The sequence below is a fragment of the Kribbella sp. NPDC104740 genome (assembly GCF_055583505.1).
Window position 1 is genome coordinate 513,340 of sequence record NZ_JBVJNV010000002.1, and the last position, 21,222, is coordinate 534,561.

Annotated in this window: 22 protein-coding genes and 1 pseudogene; 17 read left to right on the forward strand and 6 right to left on the reverse strand. The window is 70.9% G+C overall.

The features are described from left to right. Window positions 1–90 precede the first annotated feature (90 nt). The 8 genes and pseudogenes from ACZ6Z4_RS12020 to ACZ6Z4_RS12055 form a co-directional block, all read left to right on the forward strand. Window positions 91–675: pseudogene (locus tag ACZ6Z4_RS12020) on the forward strand (2-isopropylmalate synthase); the annotation flags it as partial. 103 nt (window positions 676–778) lie between these two features. Then, entirely contained in the window at window positions 779–2,353 is a 1,575-nt protein-coding gene (locus tag ACZ6Z4_RS12025) for an ABC transporter substrate-binding protein (RefSeq protein ID WP_465561841.1), read from the forward strand. Further along, a complete protein-coding gene (locus tag ACZ6Z4_RS12030; RefSeq protein WP_465561843.1) occupies window positions 2,335–3,306 on the forward strand; it encodes an ABC transporter permease in 972 nt (323 codons plus the stop codon). The genes ACZ6Z4_RS12025 and ACZ6Z4_RS12030 overlap by 19 nt, the downstream gene beginning before the upstream one ends. Next, window positions 3,303–4,136, forward strand: a complete 834-nt coding sequence (locus tag ACZ6Z4_RS12035) for an ABC transporter permease (protein ID WP_465561845.1) — start codon at window positions 3,303–3,305, stop codon at window positions 4,134–4,136. Before ACZ6Z4_RS12030 ends, ACZ6Z4_RS12035 begins: the two co-directional genes overlap by 4 nt. Next, entirely contained in the window at window positions 4,133–4,921 is a 789-nt protein-coding gene (locus ACZ6Z4_RS12040; RefSeq protein ID WP_465561847.1) for an ATP-binding cassette domain-containing protein, read from the forward strand. Before ACZ6Z4_RS12035 ends, ACZ6Z4_RS12040 begins: the two co-directional genes overlap by 4 nt. Next, window positions 4,915–5,601, forward strand: coding sequence for an ABC transporter ATP-binding protein (locus ACZ6Z4_RS12045; RefSeq protein WP_465561850.1), 687 nt, complete (start codon window positions 4,915–4,917; stop codon window positions 5,599–5,601). The genes ACZ6Z4_RS12040 and ACZ6Z4_RS12045 overlap by 7 nt, the downstream gene beginning before the upstream one ends. A gap of 46 nt (window positions 5,602–5,647) precedes the next feature. Further along, on the forward strand, window positions 5,648–7,045 hold the full coding sequence (locus tag ACZ6Z4_RS12050) for an MFS transporter (RefSeq protein ID WP_465561852.1): 1,398 nt from the start codon (window positions 5,648–5,650) through the stop codon (window positions 7,043–7,045). A 4-nt stretch (window positions 7,046–7,049) separates the two neighbouring features. Continuing rightward, complete coding sequence (locus tag ACZ6Z4_RS12055) at window positions 7,050–7,559, forward strand: nitroreductase family deazaflavin-dependent oxidoreductase (protein WP_465561854.1); 510 nt, start codon at window positions 7,050–7,052, stop codon at window positions 7,557–7,559. Here the strand turns inward: ACZ6Z4_RS12055 and ACZ6Z4_RS12060 are convergent, their stop codons facing one another. From ACZ6Z4_RS12060 to ACZ6Z4_RS12070, 3 genes are read right to left on the reverse strand one after another with little or no spacing between them, the layout of a single operon-like run. Beyond that, the gene (locus ACZ6Z4_RS12060) at window positions 7,560–8,141 is read right to left on the reverse strand and encodes a GerMN domain-containing protein (protein ID WP_465561856.1); all 582 of its coding nucleotides are present in this window, start codon (window positions 8,139–8,141) and stop codon (window positions 7,560–7,562) included. Beyond that, a complete protein-coding gene (locus ACZ6Z4_RS12065; RefSeq protein WP_465561858.1) occupies window positions 8,138–9,502 on the reverse strand; it encodes a sensor histidine kinase in 1,365 nt (454 codons plus the stop codon). Before ACZ6Z4_RS12065 ends, ACZ6Z4_RS12060 begins: the two co-directional genes overlap by 4 nt. After that, window positions 9,499–10,200 (reverse strand): response regulator, encoded by a 702-nt coding sequence (locus ACZ6Z4_RS12070; RefSeq protein WP_465561860.1) that lies wholly within the window; start codon window positions 10,198–10,200, stop codon window positions 9,499–9,501. Before ACZ6Z4_RS12070 ends, ACZ6Z4_RS12065 begins: the two co-directional genes overlap by 4 nt. A gap of 141 nt (window positions 10,201–10,341) precedes the next feature. Between ACZ6Z4_RS12070 and ACZ6Z4_RS12075 the strand changes: the two genes are divergently transcribed. From ACZ6Z4_RS12075 to ACZ6Z4_RS12085, 3 genes are read left to right on the forward strand one after another with little or no spacing between them, the layout of a single operon-like run. After that, window positions 10,342–10,656: an STAS domain-containing protein gene (locus ACZ6Z4_RS12075; RefSeq protein ID WP_465561862.1), complete on the forward strand. Its 315-nt coding sequence runs from the start codon at window positions 10,342–10,344 to the stop codon at window positions 10,654–10,656. Beyond that, window positions 10,653–11,141 (forward strand): hypothetical protein, encoded by a 489-nt coding sequence (locus tag ACZ6Z4_RS12080; RefSeq protein ID WP_465561864.1) that lies wholly within the window; start codon window positions 10,653–10,655, stop codon window positions 11,139–11,141. The genes ACZ6Z4_RS12075 and ACZ6Z4_RS12080 overlap by 4 nt, the downstream gene beginning before the upstream one ends. 45 nt (window positions 11,142–11,186) lie before the next feature. After that, a complete protein-coding gene (locus ACZ6Z4_RS12085; RefSeq protein ID WP_465561866.1) occupies window positions 11,187–11,924 on the forward strand; it encodes a GAF and ANTAR domain-containing protein in 738 nt (245 codons plus the stop codon). Between the two features lie 48 nt (window positions 11,925–11,972). On the opposite strand, the gene ACZ6Z4_RS12090 is transcribed toward ACZ6Z4_RS12085, so the two are convergent. Then, window positions 11,973–12,557, reverse strand: a complete 585-nt coding sequence (locus ACZ6Z4_RS12090) for a SecDF P1 head subdomain-containing protein (RefSeq protein ID WP_465561868.1) — start codon at window positions 12,555–12,557, stop codon at window positions 11,973–11,975. A 155-nt stretch (window positions 12,558–12,712) separates the two neighbouring features. Here ACZ6Z4_RS12090 and ACZ6Z4_RS12095 point away from each other — a divergent pair, with 155 nt between their 5' ends. The 4 genes from ACZ6Z4_RS12095 to ACZ6Z4_RS12110 all read left to right on the forward strand — a co-directional run bounded on the left by ACZ6Z4_RS12095 (window position 12,713) and on the right by ACZ6Z4_RS12110 (window position 16,517). Continuing rightward, complete coding sequence (locus ACZ6Z4_RS12095) at window positions 12,713–14,023, forward strand: FG-GAP repeat domain-containing protein (protein WP_465561870.1); 1,311 nt, start codon at window positions 12,713–12,715, stop codon at window positions 14,021–14,023. 11 nt (window positions 14,024–14,034) lie between these two features. Continuing rightward, window positions 14,035–15,324 carry an FG-GAP-like repeat-containing protein gene (locus tag ACZ6Z4_RS12100; protein WP_465561872.1) on the forward strand — a complete coding sequence of 430 codons (1,290 nt, stop codon included), beginning with the start codon at window positions 14,035–14,037 and terminating at the stop codon, window positions 15,322–15,324. 80 nt (window positions 15,325–15,404) lie between these two features. Next, window positions 15,405–16,079 (forward strand): TetR/AcrR family transcriptional regulator, encoded by a 675-nt coding sequence (locus ACZ6Z4_RS12105; protein ID WP_465561875.1) that lies wholly within the window; start codon window positions 15,405–15,407, stop codon window positions 16,077–16,079. Window positions 16,080–16,088: 9 nt separating this feature from the next. After that, on the forward strand, window positions 16,089–16,517 hold the full coding sequence (locus ACZ6Z4_RS12110) for a hypothetical protein (protein WP_465561877.1): 429 nt from the start codon (window positions 16,089–16,091) through the stop codon (window positions 16,515–16,517). A 65-nt stretch (window positions 16,518–16,582) separates the two neighbouring features. Here the strand turns inward: ACZ6Z4_RS12110 and ACZ6Z4_RS12115 are convergent, their stop codons facing one another. Beyond that, window positions 16,583–17,482 carry an alpha/beta hydrolase gene (locus ACZ6Z4_RS12115; RefSeq protein WP_465561879.1) on the reverse strand — a complete coding sequence of 300 codons (900 nt, stop codon included), beginning with the start codon at window positions 17,480–17,482 and terminating at the stop codon, window positions 16,583–16,585. Between the two features lie 104 nt (window positions 17,483–17,586). Between ACZ6Z4_RS12115 and ACZ6Z4_RS12120 the strand changes: the two genes are divergently transcribed. Beyond that, window positions 17,587–18,432, forward strand: coding sequence for a helix-turn-helix domain-containing protein (locus ACZ6Z4_RS12120; protein ID WP_465561881.1), 846 nt, complete (start codon window positions 17,587–17,589; stop codon window positions 18,430–18,432). Here ACZ6Z4_RS12120 and ACZ6Z4_RS12125 read toward each other — a convergent pair. Then, entirely contained in the window at window positions 18,396–18,881 is a 486-nt protein-coding gene (locus ACZ6Z4_RS12125) for a carboxymuconolactone decarboxylase family protein (RefSeq protein WP_465561883.1), read from the reverse strand. The genes ACZ6Z4_RS12120 and ACZ6Z4_RS12125 overlap by 37 nt on opposite strands. 263 nt (window positions 18,882–19,144) lie before the next feature. On the opposite strand from ACZ6Z4_RS12125, the gene ACZ6Z4_RS12130 reads away from it, so the two are divergent. Further along, window positions 19,145–21,187 carry a HelD family protein gene (locus tag ACZ6Z4_RS12130; RefSeq protein WP_465561885.1) on the forward strand — a complete coding sequence of 681 codons (2,043 nt, stop codon included), beginning with the start codon at window positions 19,145–19,147 and terminating at the stop codon, window positions 21,185–21,187. Window positions 21,188–21,222 lie beyond the last annotated feature (35 nt).

Here is a 21,222-nt window from a genome sequence, read left to right on the forward strand (position 1 = left end):
GACGCGTCCCCGACGACGTCACCACCGTCGTCTTCACCCCGGCCCGGCGGGCGCTGATCGAGCGCACGCTCGAGTCCGTCCGCGACCCCCGACCGCCCGGTCACGCTCAACCTGCCCGCGACCGTCGAGGTCGCGACGCCGAACGTGTACGCCGACCAGATCGAGTACATGCACAAGTCGCTGGACCGCCGCGACAGCGTGATCCTGTCCGTGCACCCGCACAACGACCGCGGCACCGGTATCGCCTGCGCCGAGCTCGCCGTGCTGGCCGGCGCCCAGCGCGTCGAGGGCTGCGTCTTCGGCAACGGCGAACGCACCGGCAACGTCGACCTGGCCACGCTCGCGCTCAACCTGTACACCCAAGGCGTCGACCCGATGATCGACTTCTCCGACATCGACCGGATCCGCGAGACCGTCGAGTACTGCACCCGCCTCCCGGTCCCGCCCCGCCACCCGTACCTGCCCATCGACCCGGCCGACCTCGGCCGTACGTACGACGCCGTGATCCGCGTCAACAGCCAGTCCGGCAAGGGCGGCATCGCCTACCTGCTGCAGACCGGGTACGGCCTCACCCTCACCCCCGAGGAGGAGGCCACCTTCGCCCGGCACGTCCAGCGGCACACCGACAGCACGGGCAGCGAAGCCACCCCGGCCGAGCTGCACGCGCTGTACCAGCAGGTCTCCGCATCCTGACCCAGCAGTTGCCCTCACCCCCGATCACCCCTTAGGTTCCTCTCGACTTCTGCGATCGAGTCGCAGATAGACCGAGGAGGATCCGGTGCTGCGTGGGGTGAGGGCGGCGTCAGCCGTACTAGGACTGCTGCTGGTGTCGACCGCGTGTACGGCGGGTGTCGACACTGCGGCGCCGAGCGGCACACCGAAGGAACTTCGGCTCGCGATCGGCGGTGAGTCCGACGACGGCTACGACCCGACGCTCGGCTGGGGCCGGTACGGGTCGCCGCTGTTCCAGTCGACGCTGCTCGCCCGCGACGCCGACCTGAAGATCGTCAACGACCTCGCCACCCGGCACTCGGTCAGCGCCGACGGCCTGGTCTGGACGGTCGACCTGCGCACCGACGCGAAGTTCAGCGACGGCAAGCCGGTCACCGCACAGGACGTCGCCTACACGTTCACCACCGCCAGCAGGTCCGGCGGCCTGACCGATGTCACCGCGCTCCGCAAGGCGGTTGCCACCGACAATGACACGGTCGAGCTGCACCTGACCCGCCCGCAGAGCACGTTCGTGAACCGGCTGGTCTCGCTCGGCATCGTGCCGCAGCACGCCCACGGCAAGGACTACGCCCGCAAGCCGATCGGCTCCGGTCCGTTCACCTTCGTCCAGTGGGACCAGGGCCAGCAGCTGATCGTCCAGCGCAACGAGGCGTACTACGGCCCCAAGCCCGCGTTCGAGCGCGTCGTTTTCACGTTCACCGGCGAGGACGCGACGCTCGCCGCCGCGAAGGCCGGGCAGACGTCGCTGGCCGCCGTACCGTCGAACCTGGCGACGACGGCGATCGCCGGGATGAAGCTCACACCGGTCAAGTCGGTCGACAACCGGGGCGTGATGTTCCCGTACGTCGCGGACAGCGGCCGGAAGACCAAGGACGGGCAGCCGATCGGCAACAACGTCACCTCCGACAAGGCGATCCGCCAGGCGATCAACCACGCCCTCGACCGGGACGCGCTCGTGGACGGCGTACTCGAAGGATTCGGCTCGCCCGCGACCGGGCCGGTCGACGGCCTGCCCTGGTACGAACCGTCGTCGGCGATCGAGAGCGGCGACTCCGGCAAGGCCAAGCAGTTGCTGACCGACGCCGGCTGGATCGACAAGAACGGCGTCCGCGAGCGCAACGGCGTCAAGGCGGCGTTCACGCTGCTCTACCCGGCCGACGACACGTTGCGGCAGGGCCTCGCGCTGAGCGTCGCGGACATGGTGAAGCCGCTCGGCATCCAGATCAAGGCGCAGGGCGTGAGCTGGGAGGTCATCGACCAGCGGCTGCACTCCGACGCTGTGCTGTTCGGCTGGGGCAGCCACGATCCGACCGAGATGTACAACCTGTACTCGTCGACGCAGGCCGGCGTCGAGTACTGGAACCCGGGCTACTACGCGAACGCCGCCGTACAGAAGGATCTGGACGCCGCGATGAGCGCGACCGACCCGGAGCGGGCGACGGCGTACTGGAAGGCGGCGCAGCAGGGCTTCGGCCAGGACGTCGCCTGGGCCTGGCTGGTCAACCTCGAACACACGTACTTCGTCAGCGACTGCCTCGACCTCGGCACCCCGCAGATCGAGCCGCACGGGCACGGCTGGCCGATCACCGCCGGGATCGCGCGGTGGAAGTGGACGTGCTGACCCGCCTGGTCCGGCTGGTCCTGCTGCTGCTCGCGGTCGCGGTCGCGTCGTTCGCGCTGATGCTCGGCTCCCCGGTCGATCCCGTCAACGCGTACGTCGGCGCCGACCTCGCGGCGATCGGCCCGGAGCAGCGCGCCCAGATCGCCGAGCGGTGGGGGCTGAACGACCCGCCGGTCGAGCGCTTCACCAGCTGGCTGTCCCAGGTCGTCAGGGGCGACCTCGGGCAGTCCCACACCTTCAACCAGCCGGTCGTCGACGTGATCGCCGGGAAGTTCCTGACCAGCCTCGCGCTGATGGCGGTCGCCTGGAGCCTGTCCAGCGTGATCGGTTTCGGCCTCGGTCTGCTGGCCGGCCTCCGGCGCGGGAAGCTCACCGACCGCGTCATCACCTGGTGGGCGTACACGCTCGCGTCGGCGCCGACCTTCTGGGTCGGGCTGTTGCTCCTGTACGCGTTCTCGGTCTCGCTGCAGTGGACGCCGGTCTGCTGCGCCGTACCGGTCGGCGAGATCGCGAGCGAGGTGAGCCTGCTCGACCGTCTGCACCACCTGCTGCTGCCGGCGGTCACGCTGAGCCTGGTCGGCGTCGCGCCCGTCGTACTGCACACGCGGCAGGCCGTCACCGTCGCGATGGCGAGCGACTACGTCGCCTTCGCTCGCGCACAGGGCGAGCGGACGACCGGCGTCGTCGTACACCACGTACTGCGGAACGCTGCCGGGCCCGCGCTGCTGCTGCAGTTCAGCTCGCTCGGGGAGCTGTTCGGCGGCTCGCTGCTCGCCGAGCAAGTCTTCTCGTACCCCGGCCTCGGGGCCGCGACCACCGCGGCGGCGCTCGGCCAGGACGTCCCGCTGCTGCTCGGGATCGCCTTGTTCACCACACTCTTCGTGTACGTCGGCAACCAGCTCGGCGACGTACTGCACACCCGGCTCGACCCCAGAACGCGGCGGCTCGCATGAACCAGCTGCTCGCGATCAGCCGGCGCAGCCGGACCTTGGCCTATCTCGCCATCTCCCTCGTGGTCGTCATCGGCGTGACCGTCGCAGGCACGCTGTCCGTGGACGCCGCGAGCACCACCGAGCTGGCGGCGCGCAACCTCAGCCCGTCCTGGGAGCATCTGTTCGGCACCGACCGGCTCGGCCGGGACATGCTCGCGCGGGTGCTGTCCGGGCTCCGGCTGAGTCTGGTGGTCGGGGTCAGCGCGGCGATGGTCTCCGGCCTGCTGGCGATGCTGATGGCATGCGCTGCGGCGGTCGGTGGTCCGGTCGTGGACCGCGCGGTGACGTGGCTCGTCGACCTGTTCCTCGCGCTCCCCCACCTGGTCCTGCTGATCCTGCTCGCCTTCGCGTTGGGCGGCGGGACGCGAGCAGTGGTGATCGCGGTCGCCGTGACGCACTGGCCGTCGCTGACCCGAGTCCTGCGCGGGCACGCGCGCCAGGTCGTCTCGTCGGACTACGTGATGATCTCCCGCCGGCTCGGCCGCGGCCGCTGGTGGATCGCCCGCCGGCACGTCGCACCGCAGCTCGTCGGGCACTTCCTGGTCGGCACGGTGCTGCTGTTCCCGCACGCGATCCTGCACGAGGCCGCGCTGTCGTTCCTCGGCCTCGGCGTCGACCCGGCCGAGCCGTCGATCGGCGTCCTGCTGGCGGAGTCGATGCGCTTCCTGTCCGCCGGAGCCTGGTGGCTCGCCGTACTGCCCGGCCTGTGCCTGCTCGTCGTGGTCAAGCTCGTCGACGCGATCGGCGAGAACACCCGCGCCCTGCTCGACCCGAGGAGCCACCACCTGTGAGCCCGCTGCTCGCCATCGAGGATCTGACCGTCTCGTTCACGCAGTACGAACGTGGGCTGCGCCGGCGCGAGGTCGTCGCCCTGTCCGGCATGGATCTGACCGCCGAGCGCGGGCAGGTGGTCGCGCTGGTCGGCGCGTCCGGCGCCGGCAAGACGCTGCTCGCGCACGCCGTGCTGGGCATGCTGCCGCCGAACGCCACCGAGTCCGGCGTGATTCGGTACGACGGCCGCGTGCTCGATCATGCGACCCGGCGTGACCTGGCGGGCCGGGAGATCGTCCTGCTCCCCCAGTCGGTCGACTACCTGGACCCGTTGAGCCGGGTCGGTCGCCAAGTCACCCGGTCTGCGCAGTTGGCTGGGCACCCAGCACCCCAACAGGTCGCCGCGCAAGCACTGGCCGACCGCAGACTCGGGCCCGAGGTGCTGCGGCAGTACCCGCACGAACTCTCCGGCGGGATGATCCGGCGCGTCCTGGTCACGATGGCGACGATGGGCGACCCGCACCTGATCCTGGCCGACGAGCCGACGCCCGGACTCCCCCGCGACGATGTCGCCACCGTCCTGCAGGAGTTTCGCGCACTGGCCGACGCGGGTCGGGCCGTCGTACTGATCACGCACGAGCTCGGCGGCGCCGTACAGGTCGCGGACACCGTCGTCATCTGCCGCGACGGCCGGACCGTCGAGACCGCGCGCCCGGCCGACTTCACCTCCGGCGAGCTGCGCGACCCGTACACCCGGGCCCTGTGGAACGCCCTTCCTGCCAACGGATTCGAGCTCCCATGCTGATCGCCAAGGACCTCTGGTACCGGTACGCCGACGAGTGGGTCGTCCGCGGTACGTCGCTGTCGGTCGAGCCCGGTGAGGTGGTCGGCCTCAGCGGGCCCAGCGGCTCGGGAAAGTCGACGATCGGGAAGCTGCTGGCCGGCTTCCTGAAACCGCAGCGCGGCGAGATCCTGCTCGGTCCCCACGCCGGCGCGCACCCGGTGCAGCTCGTTCTCCAGCATCCCGAGCGCGCGATGAACCCGCACTGGCCGGTGCACCGGATCCTCGCCGAACCGAGGACCGGGCCGGTGGACCCGGGCTTCGCCCTCTCGGACCGCCTCGGCTCGGGCGTCGTCGGCTCGGGCGTCGTCGGCTCGGGCGTCGTCGGCTCGGGCGTCGTCGACCCGGACCTTGTCGGCTCGGATCTTGTCGACCCGGCGCTCGTCGACCCCCGGTGGCTCAGCCACTTCCCCCACGAGATCAGCGGCGGCGAGCTCCAGCGCGTCAACCTCGCCCGCGCTCTCCTCGCCCGGCCGCGCTACCTGATCGCCGACGAGATCACCGCCAGCCTCGACGCCCTCACCCAGGCCCGCCTCTGGCGCATCCTGCTCGAGCACGCCCGCACCCACGACATCGGCGTGATCGCCATCTCCCACGACCCCGACCTGCTGGCCGCCGTCACCCAGCGCACCGTCGAGCTCTGACCCTGCCCGCTTGCCCGGTGCCGATCACCGATGCTACTTTCGGAACATGTTCCAAAAGCTACAGCAGAAGCCTGCGACCACCCTCGCCGTGGTCGCCGTCGTGCAGTTCATGGTGTCCCTGGACCTCTCGGTCGTGAATGTGGGACTTCCCGAGATCGCCACCGGGCTGGGCTTCAGACCGACGGGTGTCACCTGGGTCATCCACGCGTACGCGCTCACGTTCGGCGGACTGTTGCTGCTGGGTGGCAAGGCCAGCGACCGGTACGGCCGCAAGCACCTGCTGCTGGCCGGGCTCGGGCTGTTCGGCCTGGCCTCGCTGGCCGGCGGGTTCGCCCAGGACCCTGGGCAGCTGGTCGCCGCCCGGGCCGCCCAGGGCATCGGCGCCGCCGCACTGGCGCCTGCCGCGCTGGCGTTGCTCGCGACCACCTTCCCCAGTGGGCGCGAGCGCGTTCGCGCCTTCGGTGTGTGGAGTGCGATGAACGCCGCCGGCGGTGCGCTTGGCGTGCTGATCGGTGGTGTGCTCACGCAGTACGCGAGCTGGCGGTGGGTGATGTTCGTGAACGTCCCGATGGCGACGGTCGCGTTCGCGCTCGCCTTCGGTGGCGTCGCCGCCGGGCTGCCCGGCGTACGGCGGGGCCGGCCGGACGTGCTCGGCGCGGTGCTCGCCACCGGCGGGATGACGACGCTCGTCTTCGGCGTCGTCCGCACCGACCGGCACGCGTGGGGTTCGCCGACCACGATGCTCACGCTCGCGATCGCCGTCGTACTGCTGGCCGGTTTCGTCGTGGTCGAGCGGACCACCCGGCGCGAACCGCTGGTCCGGCTCGGGATCTTCACCAACCGCGCGGTCTCCGGCGCGAACGCCTACAACCTGCTGGTCGGCGCGGCGATGGCATCGTCGTTCTACTTCATGTCCCTGTACCTGCAGCGCGTGCTCGCGGTCGGCCCGGCGCTGACCGGCGTCATGTTCCTCCCCTTCGCCCTCGGCGTCGTCGTCGGCTCGGTGCTCGCGATCAAGCTCGGCTACCTCGTTCCGGCGAAGACGCTGCTGATCGGCGGCGCGCTCCTGACCGCGACGGGCTTCGCATGGTTCGGCCAGATCAGCGTCGGCGGCGGCTTCCTCACCGACGTCCTCGGCCCGTCGATCATCGCGAGCATCGGCTTCGGCCTCTGCCTCGGCCCACTCGTCGCGACCGCCACCGCCGGCGTCGCCCCCGACGAGACCGGCACCGCCTCCGGCCTCCTCAACAGCTCCCGCCAACTCGGCGCCTCCCTGGGCCTCGCCGCCCTGGGCACCGCCGCGCACCACCACACCGGAGCAACCATCACACCCACCACGTTGAACGCCGGCTACGCCCGAGGCCTGACGCTGTGCGCCGCGGTACTCCTGATCGCCGTGGTCATCGCCGCAGCCGCGCTCCCACGCGGAAAGCGTCATGCTTGAGCCGATGACCGCCAGCTCCAACCTGAAGGCTGCTGAAAGCGGTGGCAGGCTGAAGACTGTGCCCCCGAAACGCATCCCCCGCCGACTGGCCCGCGCCCCGATCCCGCTCTTCAAGCACGGCCTGGGCCGCCTGCTCGGTCCGCGCGTCCTGATGCTCCAGCACCGCGGCCGCCGCTCCGGCCTCGCCCGGTACGTCGTACTGGAGGTCGTCGGGCGCACGCCGGACGCGGTCACCGTCGTCTCGGGCTACGCAGGAAAGGCGCAGTGGTTCCGCAACGTGCAGGCGGATCCCGCGGTGCGGGTCTGGACCGGCGGCCGAGTCGACGTCGCCGCACACGCCGAGGTCCTCCCCGCAGACGAGGCGCGCAGCACGCTCGAGGACTACCGCCGACACCACCGCCGAGCCGCCCGCGCCCTCGGCAAAGTGCTCGGCATCGAGGATCTCACCAACGACCAGGATCTCCCACCGGACATCACCGAACGGCTCCCGCTCGTGCGACTCACGTACGACTGATCACCCCGCCCGCAGTGCCGCGTAGTCCGCGGCGGTCAGCGGGTTCATCGTCAGCGCTCCATCGGCCAGCAGTGCCTCGACCGGCAGCCCGTCGCGTTCGAAGCTGACTTCTTTCACCGTCGGGATCGCCGTCGCCGACAGTACGATCTGGCCGACCGCGAGCACGTTCTCCGCCGCCGAGCCATCGCTTTCGCCGGTCAGCCCGATCACCGCGCGGCTTCCCTCCAGCGCCGAGACCGTCAGCTCCAACCCGGCGGGCAACGCAGACGAGATGCCGCTGGCGCGCTCGCGCTCGGTCGGCCCGGCGACCAGCGCGGCGACGATCGCCGCGAGCCGGTCCTGGGCCGGGCCGTTCGGGACTTCACGCACCGACCGCACCAGCCGGTCCTTGCGGACGAAGTTCACCACCACGCTCACCTGCCCGGGCTCGGCGGTCGGCGGCGACGCCTCCCGGGGCAGCGCCGTCTCCCGCAACCGCGACGGCACCACCTCCGGGTCGATCCCCACCGGCGAGTCCTGCGCCGGCACTCCGCACCCACCAACCACCAGTACGACGACAGCCAGCAGCCACCGCCGCCTCACCGCTTCACCTCCGGCAGCCGTACGACGAACCGCGCGCCACCCGCCGGCGACGCCTCGCACCACACCGCGCCACCATGGGCAGCCGCCGTCTCCGCCACCAGCGCAAGCCCCAACCCTGTCCCCGACGAAGACCCGCGCCGATTCGGCCCGGTCGCGAACCTCTCGAACACCCGCTCCCGATCCTCCGGCGCCACCCCGCTCCCGGCGTCGTCCACCGACACGACCACGTCCTCTCCCGACCGTCCGATCACGACCCCCGTCACCCCGCCGCCATGCCGATCGGCGTTCTCCACCAGGTTCCGGAACAACCGCCCCAACCGCGCCTTGTCCCCGCGCACCTCAACACCCTCGACCCCGCTCACCACCGCTGGATCCCCGCCGACCTCCGCAACGACGTACCGCAGAAGCTCCCCCAGCGACACCGTCGCCTCCGACCCCAGGTCGAGCCCGGCGTCCGACCGAGCCAGCTCCAGCAGGTCGTCCAGCAACCGCCGGAACCGCTCCAGATCGGCCGAGATCAATCCCAGCAGCTGCTGCGACCGCTCCGGCAGCTCGTCCTTGCGCGCCGTCAGCAGATCGACACTCCCCACCAGCGTCGTCAACGGCGATCGCAGCTCGTGACTCACATCAGCAGCCAGCCGCGCGTCCCGCTCGATCCGCTGCTGCAACGTCTCGACCATACTGTTGAACGAGGCAACAATCGTCGCCAGCTCCGGGTCCTCCGTCGGCGGCAGCCGCGTGTCCAGCTCCCCACCGGCGATCGTCGCCGCGGCGACCGCCACCCGGTTCAACGGTGTCACCACCGACCGACTCGCCCAGGCCCCCAACGCAGCCCCAGCGCCGGCCGACAAGAACGCCCCGCCGATCAGGATGCTGCTCAGCAACCGCAAGATCCCGTCCAGCTCGTTCAACGGCGCGATCTCGTAGAACTCCCCGTCCACCGCAGGCAACGGCACCCCCACCACCAGAACCGGCCCATCCGCGGTCCGGAACCGCTGCGTCGCCGCCTTCCCAGCAGCCGCCTCCGCCTGCAGCGCCGCCGGTACCGCCTCGCGCCCCTCGTCCAGCGCCGACCCGTACCACTGCTCCTGCCACTTCAGTACGACGGTGTGCCCGGCCGGCGTACCGGCCGCGGTCAGCACCGCCGACACGTCCGCCCCCGCTGTCTCCAACCGCCGCTGCACGAACCCCGCGTCGGCCAGCGCCTGGTGCTCGACCACCCGCTCCCGCTGCCCGAGCAGGTATCCGCGCGCCAGCGCGTACGTGCTGACCGCGAACACCGTCGACACCAGCAACGCCACCAGCGCGAACGCGATCACGATCCGGTGCCGCAACCCCAGGGCCGCGATCGCGCGGTTCACCGCGGGTCCAGGCGGTAGCCCATCCCGCGCACGGTGACCACCAGCAGCGGGCGCCCCGGGTCGCGCTCGATCTTGGTCCGCAGCCGCCGGATGTGCACGTCGACGATCCGCTCGTCGCCGTAGAAGCCGTGCTCCCACACCGACGAGAGCAGCGCGGGCCGGCTCAGCACCCGGCCCGGCGGCCGGGCCAGCTCGGCGAGCAGCCGGTACTCCGTGACGGTCAGGTTGAGATCCGCGCCCTGCAGCAGCACCGACCCGCGCGACCGCGACAGCACCAACCGCCGTACCGGATCGGAGTCCAGTACGACGTCCGGCTCGGTCGCCTCCGTGCTGGTCCGCAGCCGGCGCCGCAGCGCGCGCAGCCGCGCGGTCAGCTCCTTGACCTGGAAGGGTTTCGTCACGTAGTCGTCGGCGCCGGCCTCGAGCCCGGCGACGATGTCGTGGGTGTCGGAGCGGGCGCTGACGATCACGATCGGGATGTCGCTGAGCCGGCGGATCTCCCGGATGCAGGTGTAGCCGTCGACCTCGCCGAGCATCAGGTCGACCAGGACCAGGTCGGGCATCACCGCCCGCACCCGGTCCAGGGCCGCGGGCGTGTCGACAGCCTCGGTGACCTGGTGCCCCTCGTCCTCCAGCGCGAGCCGCAGGACGGTGCGAATGCGGTCGTCGTCCTCGACGACCAGGACCTGCAACGCCATCGGACCATCCTTGCAACCGATCGGTGGCAGCCGCCGCCCGGGGGCGGTCTCGTCATCTGATCGTAAAGAAGGCGCCCGACCGATCTCAACGTGGGAGCGGAAGAGTGGAGAGACCCTGTCAGCGCCGCCGGGAGGTCCGCCATGACACACTCCGTCCACACCCCACCGCCGCGGAAGGCGATCGTGACGATCAGCGAGGCCGAGGTCGCCGCCGGCCTGACCGCGTTGCGCTGGCAGCTCAACGACCTGGTGATGGACGGTGCGTGCCTGGTGGTGATCGACGTCTCCGACCTGGACCAGATGTCGTCCACGTTGCTCGCGGCGCTGCTCGACACACACCGGATCTGCCGCCGCCGCGGCGGCGGTGTGGTGATCCGGCACGCGAACCGCCGGGCCGCCGACGCCCTGCACCGGACCGGGCTGGACCGCGTGTTCGAGGTCGAGGCCGCCGCGTGAGCCATCGCAACACCCGCCGGCGCCCGCTGCCGATCTCTCCGACCCGCCGCTGTCTGCGCCGCCCCGGTACGCCGTACTCGCGGCCGGTGCCACAGACGACCTGCCTGCCGCACGGCTTCGCGATCGCGTGCGCCTCGGAGAACACCCCGCGCGCCGGCGTCGACTTCGTCGATCTCGCGGTCGTCGAGCTCGACGCCCACACGGCGTACCTGGACGAGCTGACCGGCGCCGGATTGCTGGTCCTGCCGCCCGGCGACGACCAGCCCGGCCCGTCCGCCCTGACCGAGCTCGACGACCTCGGCTGGCTAGTCCTCGACGACGACAACGGCCTGCCCGAGGTCGCCGGTCACACTCCCGAGGGCAACCTCGCCCTCTGCCTGTACGCCGACTTCGCGATCACCCCGGCCCCCGACCTGACCGCCCTGCGCAACACCCTCACCGCGCTCAACTACGCCGCCGGCATCAAGCCGCACCCACGCGGCTAGCCGCCCGGCACCACCTCCCGGACGCCTCCCTGCCGGTGGGGCAAAATGGGGTCGACGACAAGGCGGACCTGGGAGACCGATGTGGCGACGCTCGACCCTGTGAACGGTGTGGCAGCCGACGTGTTCGCGCGGCTGGCGGTGGAGCTGCACGACGCGTCCGGAGTCGACGAGACCGTCGACGCGGTCGTGCAGTTCGCGTTGCAGGCGCTGAACTGCACGTACGCCGGCCTGGCGCTCGCCGCCCGTGGGCACCGCGCCGAGATCGCCGCCGTGACCGACCCGGTGGTCGCCGACGTCTACACGGTGCAGATCGATGCCGAGGACGGCCCGCTGATCACGTCGATGCGGGAGCGCTCGATGATCCTGATCCGGGACACGCTGACCGACCAGCGCTGGCCGAAGTGGGCGGCGAAGGTCTCCGGGCTCGGTGTGCGCAGCGTGCTCGACGTACCGCTGATGCTCGGGGACGGCTCCCGGACCGTCGGGGCGCTCGGCCTCTACAGCCCGGACGCCGACGCGTTCGGGCCCGACGACGAGGCGATCGCGCAGATCCTCGCCCGGCACGCGACGGTCGCCGTGGCGACCGCGCGGCACGAGGAGACGATGGCGCAGGCGATCGACGCCCGCAAGCTGGTCGGGATGGCGATGGGCATCCTGATGGAACGCTTCGACGTCGACAGCGACCGCGCGTTCGCGATCCTCAAGCGCTACTCCCAGGACACCAACACCAAGCTGCGCGACGTCGCGCAGCAACTCGTCGACACCCGCACACTGCCGCGCTGATCACGCTCCGGGCGCCCCGCGCGAGCAGCCCGGCGCTCCGCGTGCCGATCACCCCGCGATCGAGTCGGCCAGCTTCCTCGCGTCGTCCTGGGTGAACTGCCCGGAGATCTCGATCTCCCCACCGGGGATCGCCGACACCACCGACGGCGCGCTGATCACCTGACCGTCGACCACGATCGCGATCTGGTTGGCCGGCGGGTTCTTCGTCGCCAGGTCGGCGGTGAGGTCCCCGAACAACTTCTTGCCGGCCTCGTCGAGCCGCAGCGTCACCACCCACGACCCGTTCGAGAACTTCTCGGTCGCATCCGAGACGTTGCGCCCGTTCAGCTCCACCTTGCCCAGCGTGTAGCTCGTCTTGTCCACCCCGCAGACGATCCCCGGCGTCGACGGCGGCGTCGCGCACCCGTCCGGCGTCGCGGTCACCACCCGGTGGAACGCGACCGCGTCCGGGTTCCGCGGCCCACGCGTCGGCTCCGGATCCGCCGTCGTGCCGTCGTTGCGCAGCACCACCACCAGCGTCAGCGCGATCAGCACGACGACCACCAGACCGAGGACCCCGATCACGATCAACGGCCCCCGGTTGCGGGGCGGAGGACCGTACTGCGGTGGCTGGTACGGCGGCTGCTGCGTCATGGGCCGATCCTATCGGCGGATGGGCCGGGACGCGCCGAAACCCCTTGTACTGCATCAATTCCCGCCTGCACGTTGCTGCAGAAACCCTTCTCGAACTCCGCACGAACGGGTCACAGTCCCAGCACCACACACCGCCCGACCCAGTGGAGCAAACCGTGAAGAAACTCCTGGCCGGCCTCGCCGGCGCCGCCGTGCTCGCGGCCACCCTGAGCACCGCACCGGCAGCGGTCGCCGTACCGCCGACGCCGACGTTCCCGGCCGCGATCGACCCCTACATGTCCGCGCCGGAACCGGGCTGCGACCCGACCGCGAAGGCCGGACCGGTCAGCCTGCAGGCGATGCTGGACGCGGAGTACCCCGGCCAGAACAGCATGGGCATCACCCGCCCGTGCGCGGTCGGCGCACCGAGCGACCACCACGACGGCCGCGCGCTCGACTTCGGCTTCAACGCCAACAACGCGACCCAGCTGGCCAACGCCAACGAGCTGCTGAACTGGATGCTGGCCACCGACCAGTACGGCAACAAGCACGCGATCGCCCGCCGGCTCGGCATCGTCTACCTGATCTGGAACCACAAGATCTGGTCGGCCTCGCACGCGAGCGAGGGCTGGCGGACCTACACCGGCCCGAACCCGCACACCGACCACATCCACTTCAGCTTCAGCTGGGCCGGCGCCCGCAAGCAGACGACGTGGTGGACCAGCGGCGGCGTCGCGCCGAAGGCCGCCGAGAGCATCAACGGCGACAAGTACGACGACCTGCTGGCTGTCGACCCGGACAACACGCTGCGGATCTACCCCGGGAACGCGACCGGCACCTTCGGCGGTTCGGCCGACGTCGGGCCGGGCTGGTCGTCGTACTACAACCGGATCGGCGTCGGCGACTCCAACGCCGACGGGGCCGCGGACATCTTCGCGACGTCGACCGACGGCAAGCTGCACTACTGGCACAACTCCGGCCACGGCACCTTCACCAAGCTGGCCAACTCCGGCACCGGCTGGAACACGCTGGAGTGGTTCACGGTCGTCGACATCAACAAGGACAACAAGGCCGACATCGTCGGGCGCGACGGCGGGTTCCTGTACTGGTACCCCGGTCAGGGCAACGGCGACCTCGGGCAGCGGATCAAGATCGGCGAGGGCTGGGCGAACATGGAGTTCGCCGGCGGTGACGCCGACGGCGACGGGGACGGCGACCTCTGGGCGACCGATGCCGCCGGCAACCTGTTCTTCTACAAGGGCGCCGGCAACGGCACCTTCGCGACCCGCGTCGACGTCGGCGGCGGCTGGACCCGCTTCGGCCCGATGAACGCGATGGACGTCAACGGCGACGGCAAGGCCGACCTGGTCGCCGTCAAGCAGAGCGACGGGCACCTGTTCCGCTGGACCGGCAAGGGCACCGGTGCGCTGAACACCGGCCAGGACGTCGGCCAGGGCTGGACCAACTACCGACCCGCGATGTTCTGAGGAGCCCGGCGATGAACCTGCTCAAGCGCTCTCTGGCCGGACTGGCCCTCACCCTGCTCACCGTCGCCGGTACGGCGATCAGCCTGCCCGCGTCGGCCCAGCTCGACGCGAAACCGGACTTCGAGCTGCCGTTCCCGTGCGGCGAGAAGTGGAACGGTGCGACGTACACCGGGCACGGCGGCGACAACTACTACCCGCTCGACTTCAACTGGGGCTCCGGCGACGACGACCTCGGCAAACCCGTCGTCGCCAGCGCGGCCGGTGTCGTCTCGCTGGGCGCCGCCGGGGTGATCACGATCAACCACGGCGGCGGCTGGACGTCGGAGTACCGGCATCTCAGCTCCCGCGACGTCGCCGCCGGCACGCAGGTCGCCCGGGGCCAGTTCATCGGCCGGGTCGGTGCCGTGGGCAACGCGAGCGGCCCGCACCTGCACTACGCGCAGCTGTACAACGGCAACGAGCAGCACATCGAGCTGCACGGGCAGCTGGTCACGTACAGCTTCGACTACAACGGCCCGCTGTTCACGAGCTACAACTGCGGCGTCAGCAACCGTCCCGCCGAGAGCGTCAACGGCGATCGGTACGACGACCTGCTGGCGGTGTCACCGAGCAACGTGCTGCGGCTCTACCCGGGCCGCTCCGACGGCGAGTTCGGCGGCTCGTCGGACATCGGGCCGGGCTGGTCGTCGGCGTACAACCGGATCGGTGTCGGCGACAGCAACGCCGACGGGTACGCCGACATCTACGCGACGTCCACCGACGGGAAGCTGCACTACTGGCTCAACAACGGCGCCGGGAGCTACTCGAAGCTCGCGGCCGAGGGCGTCGGGTGGAACTCGCTGGAAGGGTTCGCGGTGGTCGACGTCAACAAGGACGACAAGGCCGACATCGTCGCGCGCGACGGCGGGATCCTGTACTGGTACCCCGGCGCCGGGCCCGGTTCGTTCGGGCAGCGGATCCGGATCGGTGAAGGCTGGTCCTCGATCACGACACTGGCCGGCGGGGACGCCGACGGTGACGGGGACGGCGACCTGTGGGGCAGCAACGCCGCGGGCACGCTGTACTTCTGGGAGGGCAACGGGAACGGGACCTTCGCGGCGTACACCGAGGTCGGGTCGGGCTGGGACAACTTCGGCAAGTTCAACGTGATGGACGTGAACGGGGACAGCAAGGCCGATCTGGTGGCCGTGCGGGAGAGCGACGGGCATCTGTTCCGGTGGCTCGGCAAGGGCACCGGCTCGCTGAACACCGGTGAGGACGTCGGGCAGGGCTGGACAGGGTACAGGCTGGCCAGCTACTGACCCCATGTGACCGGCTGACGGTGCCACGCCCCCGGCGCCGTCAGCCGCTCCCCCTGTCAGCGCAGTGACATGATGGGGGCGTGCCACGATCCACAGCCGGTCAGACCGGGCGTCCCCCGGTGACGTCCCGCCCCGAGATCCTCGCGGCGGCGCGGCGGCTGATCGACCGGGACGGCTGGGAGAAGCTCACCATCCGCGGCCTGGCCGGCGAGCTCGGCATCGGCGCGACAACGCTCTACCACCACGTCCGCGACAAGGAGGACCTGCTCCTCCTGCTCCTCACCGAGTACGCCGCCCAGCTGCCACGCCCCGAGCTCCCCGCAGACCCGCGCGACCGGATCGTCGCCGCCGGCGTCCTCATCCACGACGCGTTCGCCGCCTGGCCCTGGGCCGCCGAGGTGCTCACCACCGACGGCTTCATCGCCCGCATCGGCGACCCCGCGCTGTGGGTGGTGGAGACCATCCTGGCCGGCGCCGCCGACCACGGCTGTACGCCGGAGCAAGGCGTCCTGGTCTTCCGCAACATCTGGTACTTCACCGTCGGCGAGATCCTGGTCCGCGCGAACACCGCCCGCCGGCACCCCGACGCCGACTTCCCACCCGCCGAGAACAGCCCCTTCACCGGCGGTGGCAGCGAGCACCTCCCGTACCTGACGGCCGTCGCACCGCAGTGGGGTGAGATCGCCCAGGCCAACACCTTCGCCCAGGGCCTCACCGCCCTGGTCGACGGCCTGCTCGCCCAGGGCAAGCCCTAGGCTGACCCCGTGCAGAGCGAACCCAGCTGGCGAGACCGCCGCCGCGAGGCCGCAGCCGAACAAGCCGCAGCCCTCGACCGCCGGCGCGCGACCGAAACCGCCGCCGCCCACGCCCTGCTCGTCCAGTTCGTCGCCGACGCCCAGGCCGCCGGCATCGCCCCCGGCCCCCTCCGCGCCCAGGTGATCAGCTCCGGCGCCAGCTACCGCACCAACCTCACCGGCTGGTACCTCAAACGCAACAAGTCCCTCGCAGTCGATGCCGAAGGCAACTTCTACCTGCTCGGCGTCCACGCCAACCTCAAAGCCCGCCTCACCGGCGTCGAGGTCACCCCCTCCGACCCACCCCTCACCGTCGGCCTGGGAGCCCGCGACGGCGAGTCAATGCCCCTCAAACACCTCCTCACCCTCCGCCTCGAAGCCGGCAACAACTGGTCCTAGCACCTCCAGCAGCCACAGGTGCACGTCCCGCCGCCGGTTCCCGGTCCCGATGCTCGCCGTCCGGATCAGCTGAGGCCGGCCGCGTAGAAAGCGCTGAGTTCTTTGATCGCCGGGTCCACGTACTCGGGCTTGTCGTACAGGTCCACGTGCGACGCACCCTCCATCCAGTGCACCCGCTTCGGCCCAGTCGCCAACTGGAAGGCCTCGACAGTCATCCAAGCGGTCTCCGCCCGCGTGCCGACGAGCATCAGCAGCGGCTGCCGGATCAGCCCCACCCCGGCGAACGCGTCGAACGACGCCATCCGGTCGAAGCTCGACCACGGCATCACTCCGGCCGATCGCGGGTGCTGCGCCCGCGGCGTCCGGTAGTAGTCGAACCCCTCGACCGCGTGCTCCCCACCGAGCGCCCGCGCCTCCTCGGCCGTCGCCGGGAACAGCGTCAGCGGCTCGACGACCTCGCCCCGAGCGGCAGCCGTACGAGCCGAAGCAGCAGTGTCGAGCATCGCCTGGAACGCCGCCGGGTCCTGCGTCCCGTTGGCGCCGAACCGGAACTGCCGAGCGATGTCAGCGGTGCTCACCGTCGCGACCGCCTTGATCCGGTGATCACCCGCAGCAGCACTCAGCAGGTACCCGCCGGACGCACAGATGCCCAGGGCACCGATCCGGTCACCATCGACCTGAGTACTCAGAAACGACACCGCCGCCTTGAAGTCCTCCACGCGCTGCGCCGGATCCTCCAACCCCCTCGGCTCACCGCCGCTCTCCCCCTGGTACGCCGCATCGAACGCGAGCGTCACGAACCCCTCCTCGGCCAGCTTCCGCGCGTACAGCCCGGACGCCTGCTCCTTCACCCCGGTCCCCGGATGCCCGACCACGATCGCCGGACCCGCCGCGTTGTCGGGAACGTACAGATCCCCCGCGAGGGCGATCCCGTTGCTGTCGAAAGTCACGCTGTGTTTGTCCATGCCCCTACCGTCGCGCCGGTCCGGCACACCCCGAAAGAGCCGGATTTCTGCCTGGGAAGGATCCTTCCCTGCCACCAAGCAGCAGCCAGGCCGACAATGGAGGCATGACCGACGAACTGGGTCCGTTCCTCAAAGCGCGCCGGGCCGCGCTGTCGCCGTACGAGGTGGGCCTGCCGGACACCGGCCGGCAGCGCAAGGTCGCCGGGCTGCGCCGCGAGGAGGTCGCGCAGCTCGCCGCGATCAGCGTCGACTACTACACCCGCCTCGAGCAGGGCCGCGTCCAGGCGTCCGCGACCGTGCTCGCCACGCTCAGCCGCGCGCTCCGCCTGACCGACGACGAGCAGACCTACCTGTACGCCGTCGCCGGCAAGGCCGACGCCCGCCCCCGCCGCCGCCCGGCGCAGAAGGTCCGGCCGGCGATCCGGCGACTGCTCGACCAGCTCGGCCGGACCCCGGCGATCGCGCTCGGCCGCCGGATGGACCTGCTGGCCTGGAACCACACCGCCGCCGCGCTGTTCACCGACTTCGGCCGCCTTACTGTTGCCCACCGCAACTACATCCGGCTGCTCTTCACCGACCCGGCGGTCCGGGCGCTGCACGTCGACTGGCAGCACGACGCGCGGGACGCCGTCGCCGCGCTCCGGATGGAGGCTGCCGCGACGCCCGACGACCCGGCGCTGGCCCAGCTCGTCGGCGAGCTCTCGTTGCAGGACGCCGACTTCCGCACCTGGTGGGCCGAGCAGCGGGTCAACGCGGCGGCGTACGGGACGAAGCACTACCGGCACGCCGTCGTCGGCGACCTCACCCTCGACTGCGACATCTGGGCGAGCCCCGACGGGAGCGGGCAGCGGCTGATGGTGCTCACCGCCGAGCCCGCCACCCCGTCGTACGACGCGCTGCAGATCCTCGGGTCCTACTCCAGGAACGCCGCGGCCATCCCCACCTGGTAGTCCCCGCCGGGGACCTTGGCGATGATGTTCATCCGGTTGGCGGCGTTGATGAACCCGACCAGGCAGATCAGCGTGCCGAGCTCGTCCTCGTCGAAGTGCTTGCGGGCCGTCGCCCAGGTCTCGTCGCTGACGCCGTCGAACGCGTCGGCGAGGCGGGTGCCCTCCTCGGCGAGTGCGAGCGCCGCCCGCTCGGGCTCGGTGAAAACGGTCGCCTCGCGCCACACCGCGACCATGTTCAGCCGGTGCTCGCTCTCGCCCGCGGCGACGGCCTCCTTGGTGTGCATGTCCACGCAGGCGGCGCAGCCGTTGATCTGGCTGACCCGCAGCTGAACGAGCTCGCGCAGGTCCCGCGGGAGCTGGGACTGCTCGAACACCAGCGCCGCTCCGGCGAACCGCTTCGCCAGCTTGCCGGAGGTCGGGGTGGCGAGCAGGTTGATCCGGGTTTCCATGAGCTGTCCTCTCTCGGTGCTTTCGGTTGCCCACGAGACACCGGCTGTCCGGAGCGCGTGACAGCCGTACGACGTGACCTGGACCTCACCGAGAAAACCGGTGGAACGCAGGCCGGTGGCCTGGTAGCGTCGCGGGTCTGTCTTTTCGGGTGGGTTGTTCGCACTGCGTGAAGGATCGAAACGAACCGGGTGCTCCGGGGCGGGATCTCGTTGATCGCCGCCGACCCCCGTCGTTTCCCTCCAGCACGAGAGGTTGCACACCGATGGCCGAAACCCCTGCCGACTCTGCCGAGCTGCACGACGAGCGCGCGTACCTGGCCGACTCCCGCGCCGCGCTGCGCCGGATGCACCACGACGTCACCGTCCGCGAGATCCCCGTGATCGGCGGCGAGGACAACGACGAGCGGTTCACCAACGAGGCCAACCAGCGCGCCCACCAGCAGCGGACGCTGGCGCTGCTGGACCTGCCCGACGTGCCGCTGTTCTTCGGCCGGCTCGACTACGAGCACGGCGCGATCGAGGACCTGGACCGGTTCTACATCGGCCGCCGGCACGTGCACGACGGGACCGGCGTACCGATGGTGATCGACTGGCGGGCGCCGGTCTCGGTGCCCTTCTACCGGGCGACGCGCAGCGACCGGCAGCACGTGCTGCTGCGCCGCCGGTACGGGTTCTCCGACACCGCCGAGCTGACCGGCTTCGAGGACGAGCCGATGATCGGGACCGAGGAGCTCGACCAGGCCGACAAGTTCCTGCGGGCCGAGATCGAGCGGCCGCGCACCGGCCCGATGCGCGACATCGTCGCCACCATCCAGCCCGAGCAGGACGACCTGGTCCGCGCGCCGCTGCAGCCCAGCGTCTGCGTCCAGGGCGCACCCGGCACCGGGAAGACCGCGGTCGGGCTGCACCGCGTCGCCTACCTGCTCTACACCGAGCGGGACCGGCTCAGCCGCGGCGGCGTGGTCATCGTCGGGCCGAACCGGTCGTTCCTGTCCTACATCCGCAAGGTGCTGCCTGCCCTCGGTGAGGTCAACGTCCGCCAGATCACCATCGAGGAGCTGATCACCCAGCCGGTGCTCGCCGTCGACTCGTCCGAGGCGGCGCGGCTCAAGGGTGACGCCCGGATGGCCGAGATCCTGCGGCGGGCACTCTGGACGTACGTCGGTACGCCGACCGAGGGGATCCTGTACAGCAAGGGATCGCAGCGGTACCGCGTGCACGACTACGAACTCGTCGACATCGTGACCGCGCTGCGGGAGTCGACGCGCTACACGCCCGGGCGGAACGCGCTGGCGCAGCGGATCGCGCACGCCGTACTGGTGCTGATGGAACGGCGGGGTGAGTCGCCGGACGACCGGGTGCAGAACGCGGTCGCGCGGTCGAAGCCGGTGAAGCAGGTGGTCGACGCGGTGTGGCCGAAGGTGACGCCGGAGATGGTGCTGTGGAAGGTGTTCTCGGACGCCGACTTCCTGAAGACGGTCGCGCCGGAGCTGACGGACGAGGAGCGGGCGGCGCTGGTCTGGGCGAAGCCGCCGCGGTCGGCGAAGACGGCGAAGTGGTCGAGCGCTGATGCGGTGCTGCTGGACGAGCTGGATGATCTGATCGAGCGGCACGCCGGGTCGCTCGGGCATCTGGTCCTCGACGAGGCGCAGGACCTGTCGGCGATGCAGCTGCGGGCGCTCGGCCGGCGGTGCCGGACCGGGTCGGCGACGGTGCTCGGGGATCTCGCGCAGGCGACGACGGCCTGGGCGGCCGGTCCGTGGGATCAGGTCCTGGCGCATCTCGGCAAGGACGACGGGATCGTGGCCGAGCTGGATCGCGGGTTCCGGGTGCCGGAGCAGATCATCAGCTTCGCGGCGCGGCTGCTGCCGACGATCGCGCCCACGCTGGGGACGCCGACCGGGGTCCGGACGGTCGCCGACGCACTGAAGGTCGTTGCCGCTGACAAGGAAACCTTCGAGCCCGCGGTGGTGACCGCCTGCCGGGAGGCACTGGCCGGCGTCGGTTCGGTCGCGCTGATCGCCGCCGACGACCAGATCGAGGCCCTCCGCGACGTCCTCACCGCAGCAGGCCTGGAAGCCGCGCTGCTCGGTGCGGTGGAGGACGCGATGGACAGCACCCGCTTGGTCTGCGTCCCGGCGACGCTGGCGAAGGGTTTGGAGTTCGACGCGGTGGTGGTCGCCGAGCCGACCCGGATCGTCGAAGCCGAGCCCCGGGGATTGCACCGCCTGTACGTCGTACTGACGCGCGCGGTCAGCCGGCTGCAGATCGTCCACGCGGAGCCGCTGCCCGCAGCCCTGGGTTAGCCGGGGTTTCCCTGGGTCCGGTTCAGGTCTTTTCC

Coding starts and splice junctions, on each gene's coding strand:
- ACZ6Z4_RS12055 (WP_465561854.1), top strand. CDS start 7,050: ATGACCGCCAGCTCCAACCTGAAGGCTGCTGAAAGCGGTGGCAGGCTG.
- ACZ6Z4_RS12115 (WP_465561879.1), bottom strand. CDS start 17,482: ATGGACAAACACAGCGTGACTTTCGACAGCAACGGGATCGCCCTCGCG.
- ACZ6Z4_RS12045 (WP_465561850.1), top strand. CDS start 4,915: ATGCTGATCGCCAAGGACCTCTGGTACCGGTACGCCGACGAGTGGGTC.
- ACZ6Z4_RS12075 (WP_465561862.1), top strand. CDS start 10,342: ATGACACACTCCGTCCACACCCCACCGCCGCGGAAGGCGATCGTGACG.
- ACZ6Z4_RS12130 (WP_465561885.1), top strand. CDS start 19,145: ATGGCCGAAACCCCTGCCGACTCTGCCGAGCTGCACGACGAGCGCGCG.
- ACZ6Z4_RS12100 (WP_465561872.1), top strand. CDS start 14,035: ATGAACCTGCTCAAGCGCTCTCTGGCCGGACTGGCCCTCACCCTGCTC.
- ACZ6Z4_RS12090 (WP_465561868.1), bottom strand. CDS start 12,557: ATGACGCAGCAGCCGCCGTACCAGCCACCGCAGTACGGTCCTCCGCCC.
- ACZ6Z4_RS12070 (WP_465561860.1), bottom strand. CDS start 10,200: ATGGCGTTGCAGGTCCTGGTCGTCGAGGACGACGACCGCATTCGCACC.
- ACZ6Z4_RS12050 (WP_465561852.1), top strand. CDS start 5,648: ATGTTCCAAAAGCTACAGCAGAAGCCTGCGACCACCCTCGCCGTGGTC.
- ACZ6Z4_RS12125 (WP_465561883.1), bottom strand. CDS start 18,881: ATGGAAACCCGGATCAACCTGCTCGCCACCCCGACCTCCGGCAAGCTG.
- ACZ6Z4_RS12035 (WP_465561845.1), top strand. CDS start 3,303: ATGAACCAGCTGCTCGCGATCAGCCGGCGCAGCCGGACCTTGGCCTAT.
- ACZ6Z4_RS12085 (WP_465561866.1), top strand. CDS start 11,187: ATGGGGTCGACGACAAGGCGGACCTGGGAGACCGATGTGGCGACGCTC.
- ACZ6Z4_RS12120 (WP_465561881.1), top strand. CDS start 17,587: ATGACCGACGAACTGGGTCCGTTCCTCAAAGCGCGCCGGGCCGCGCTG.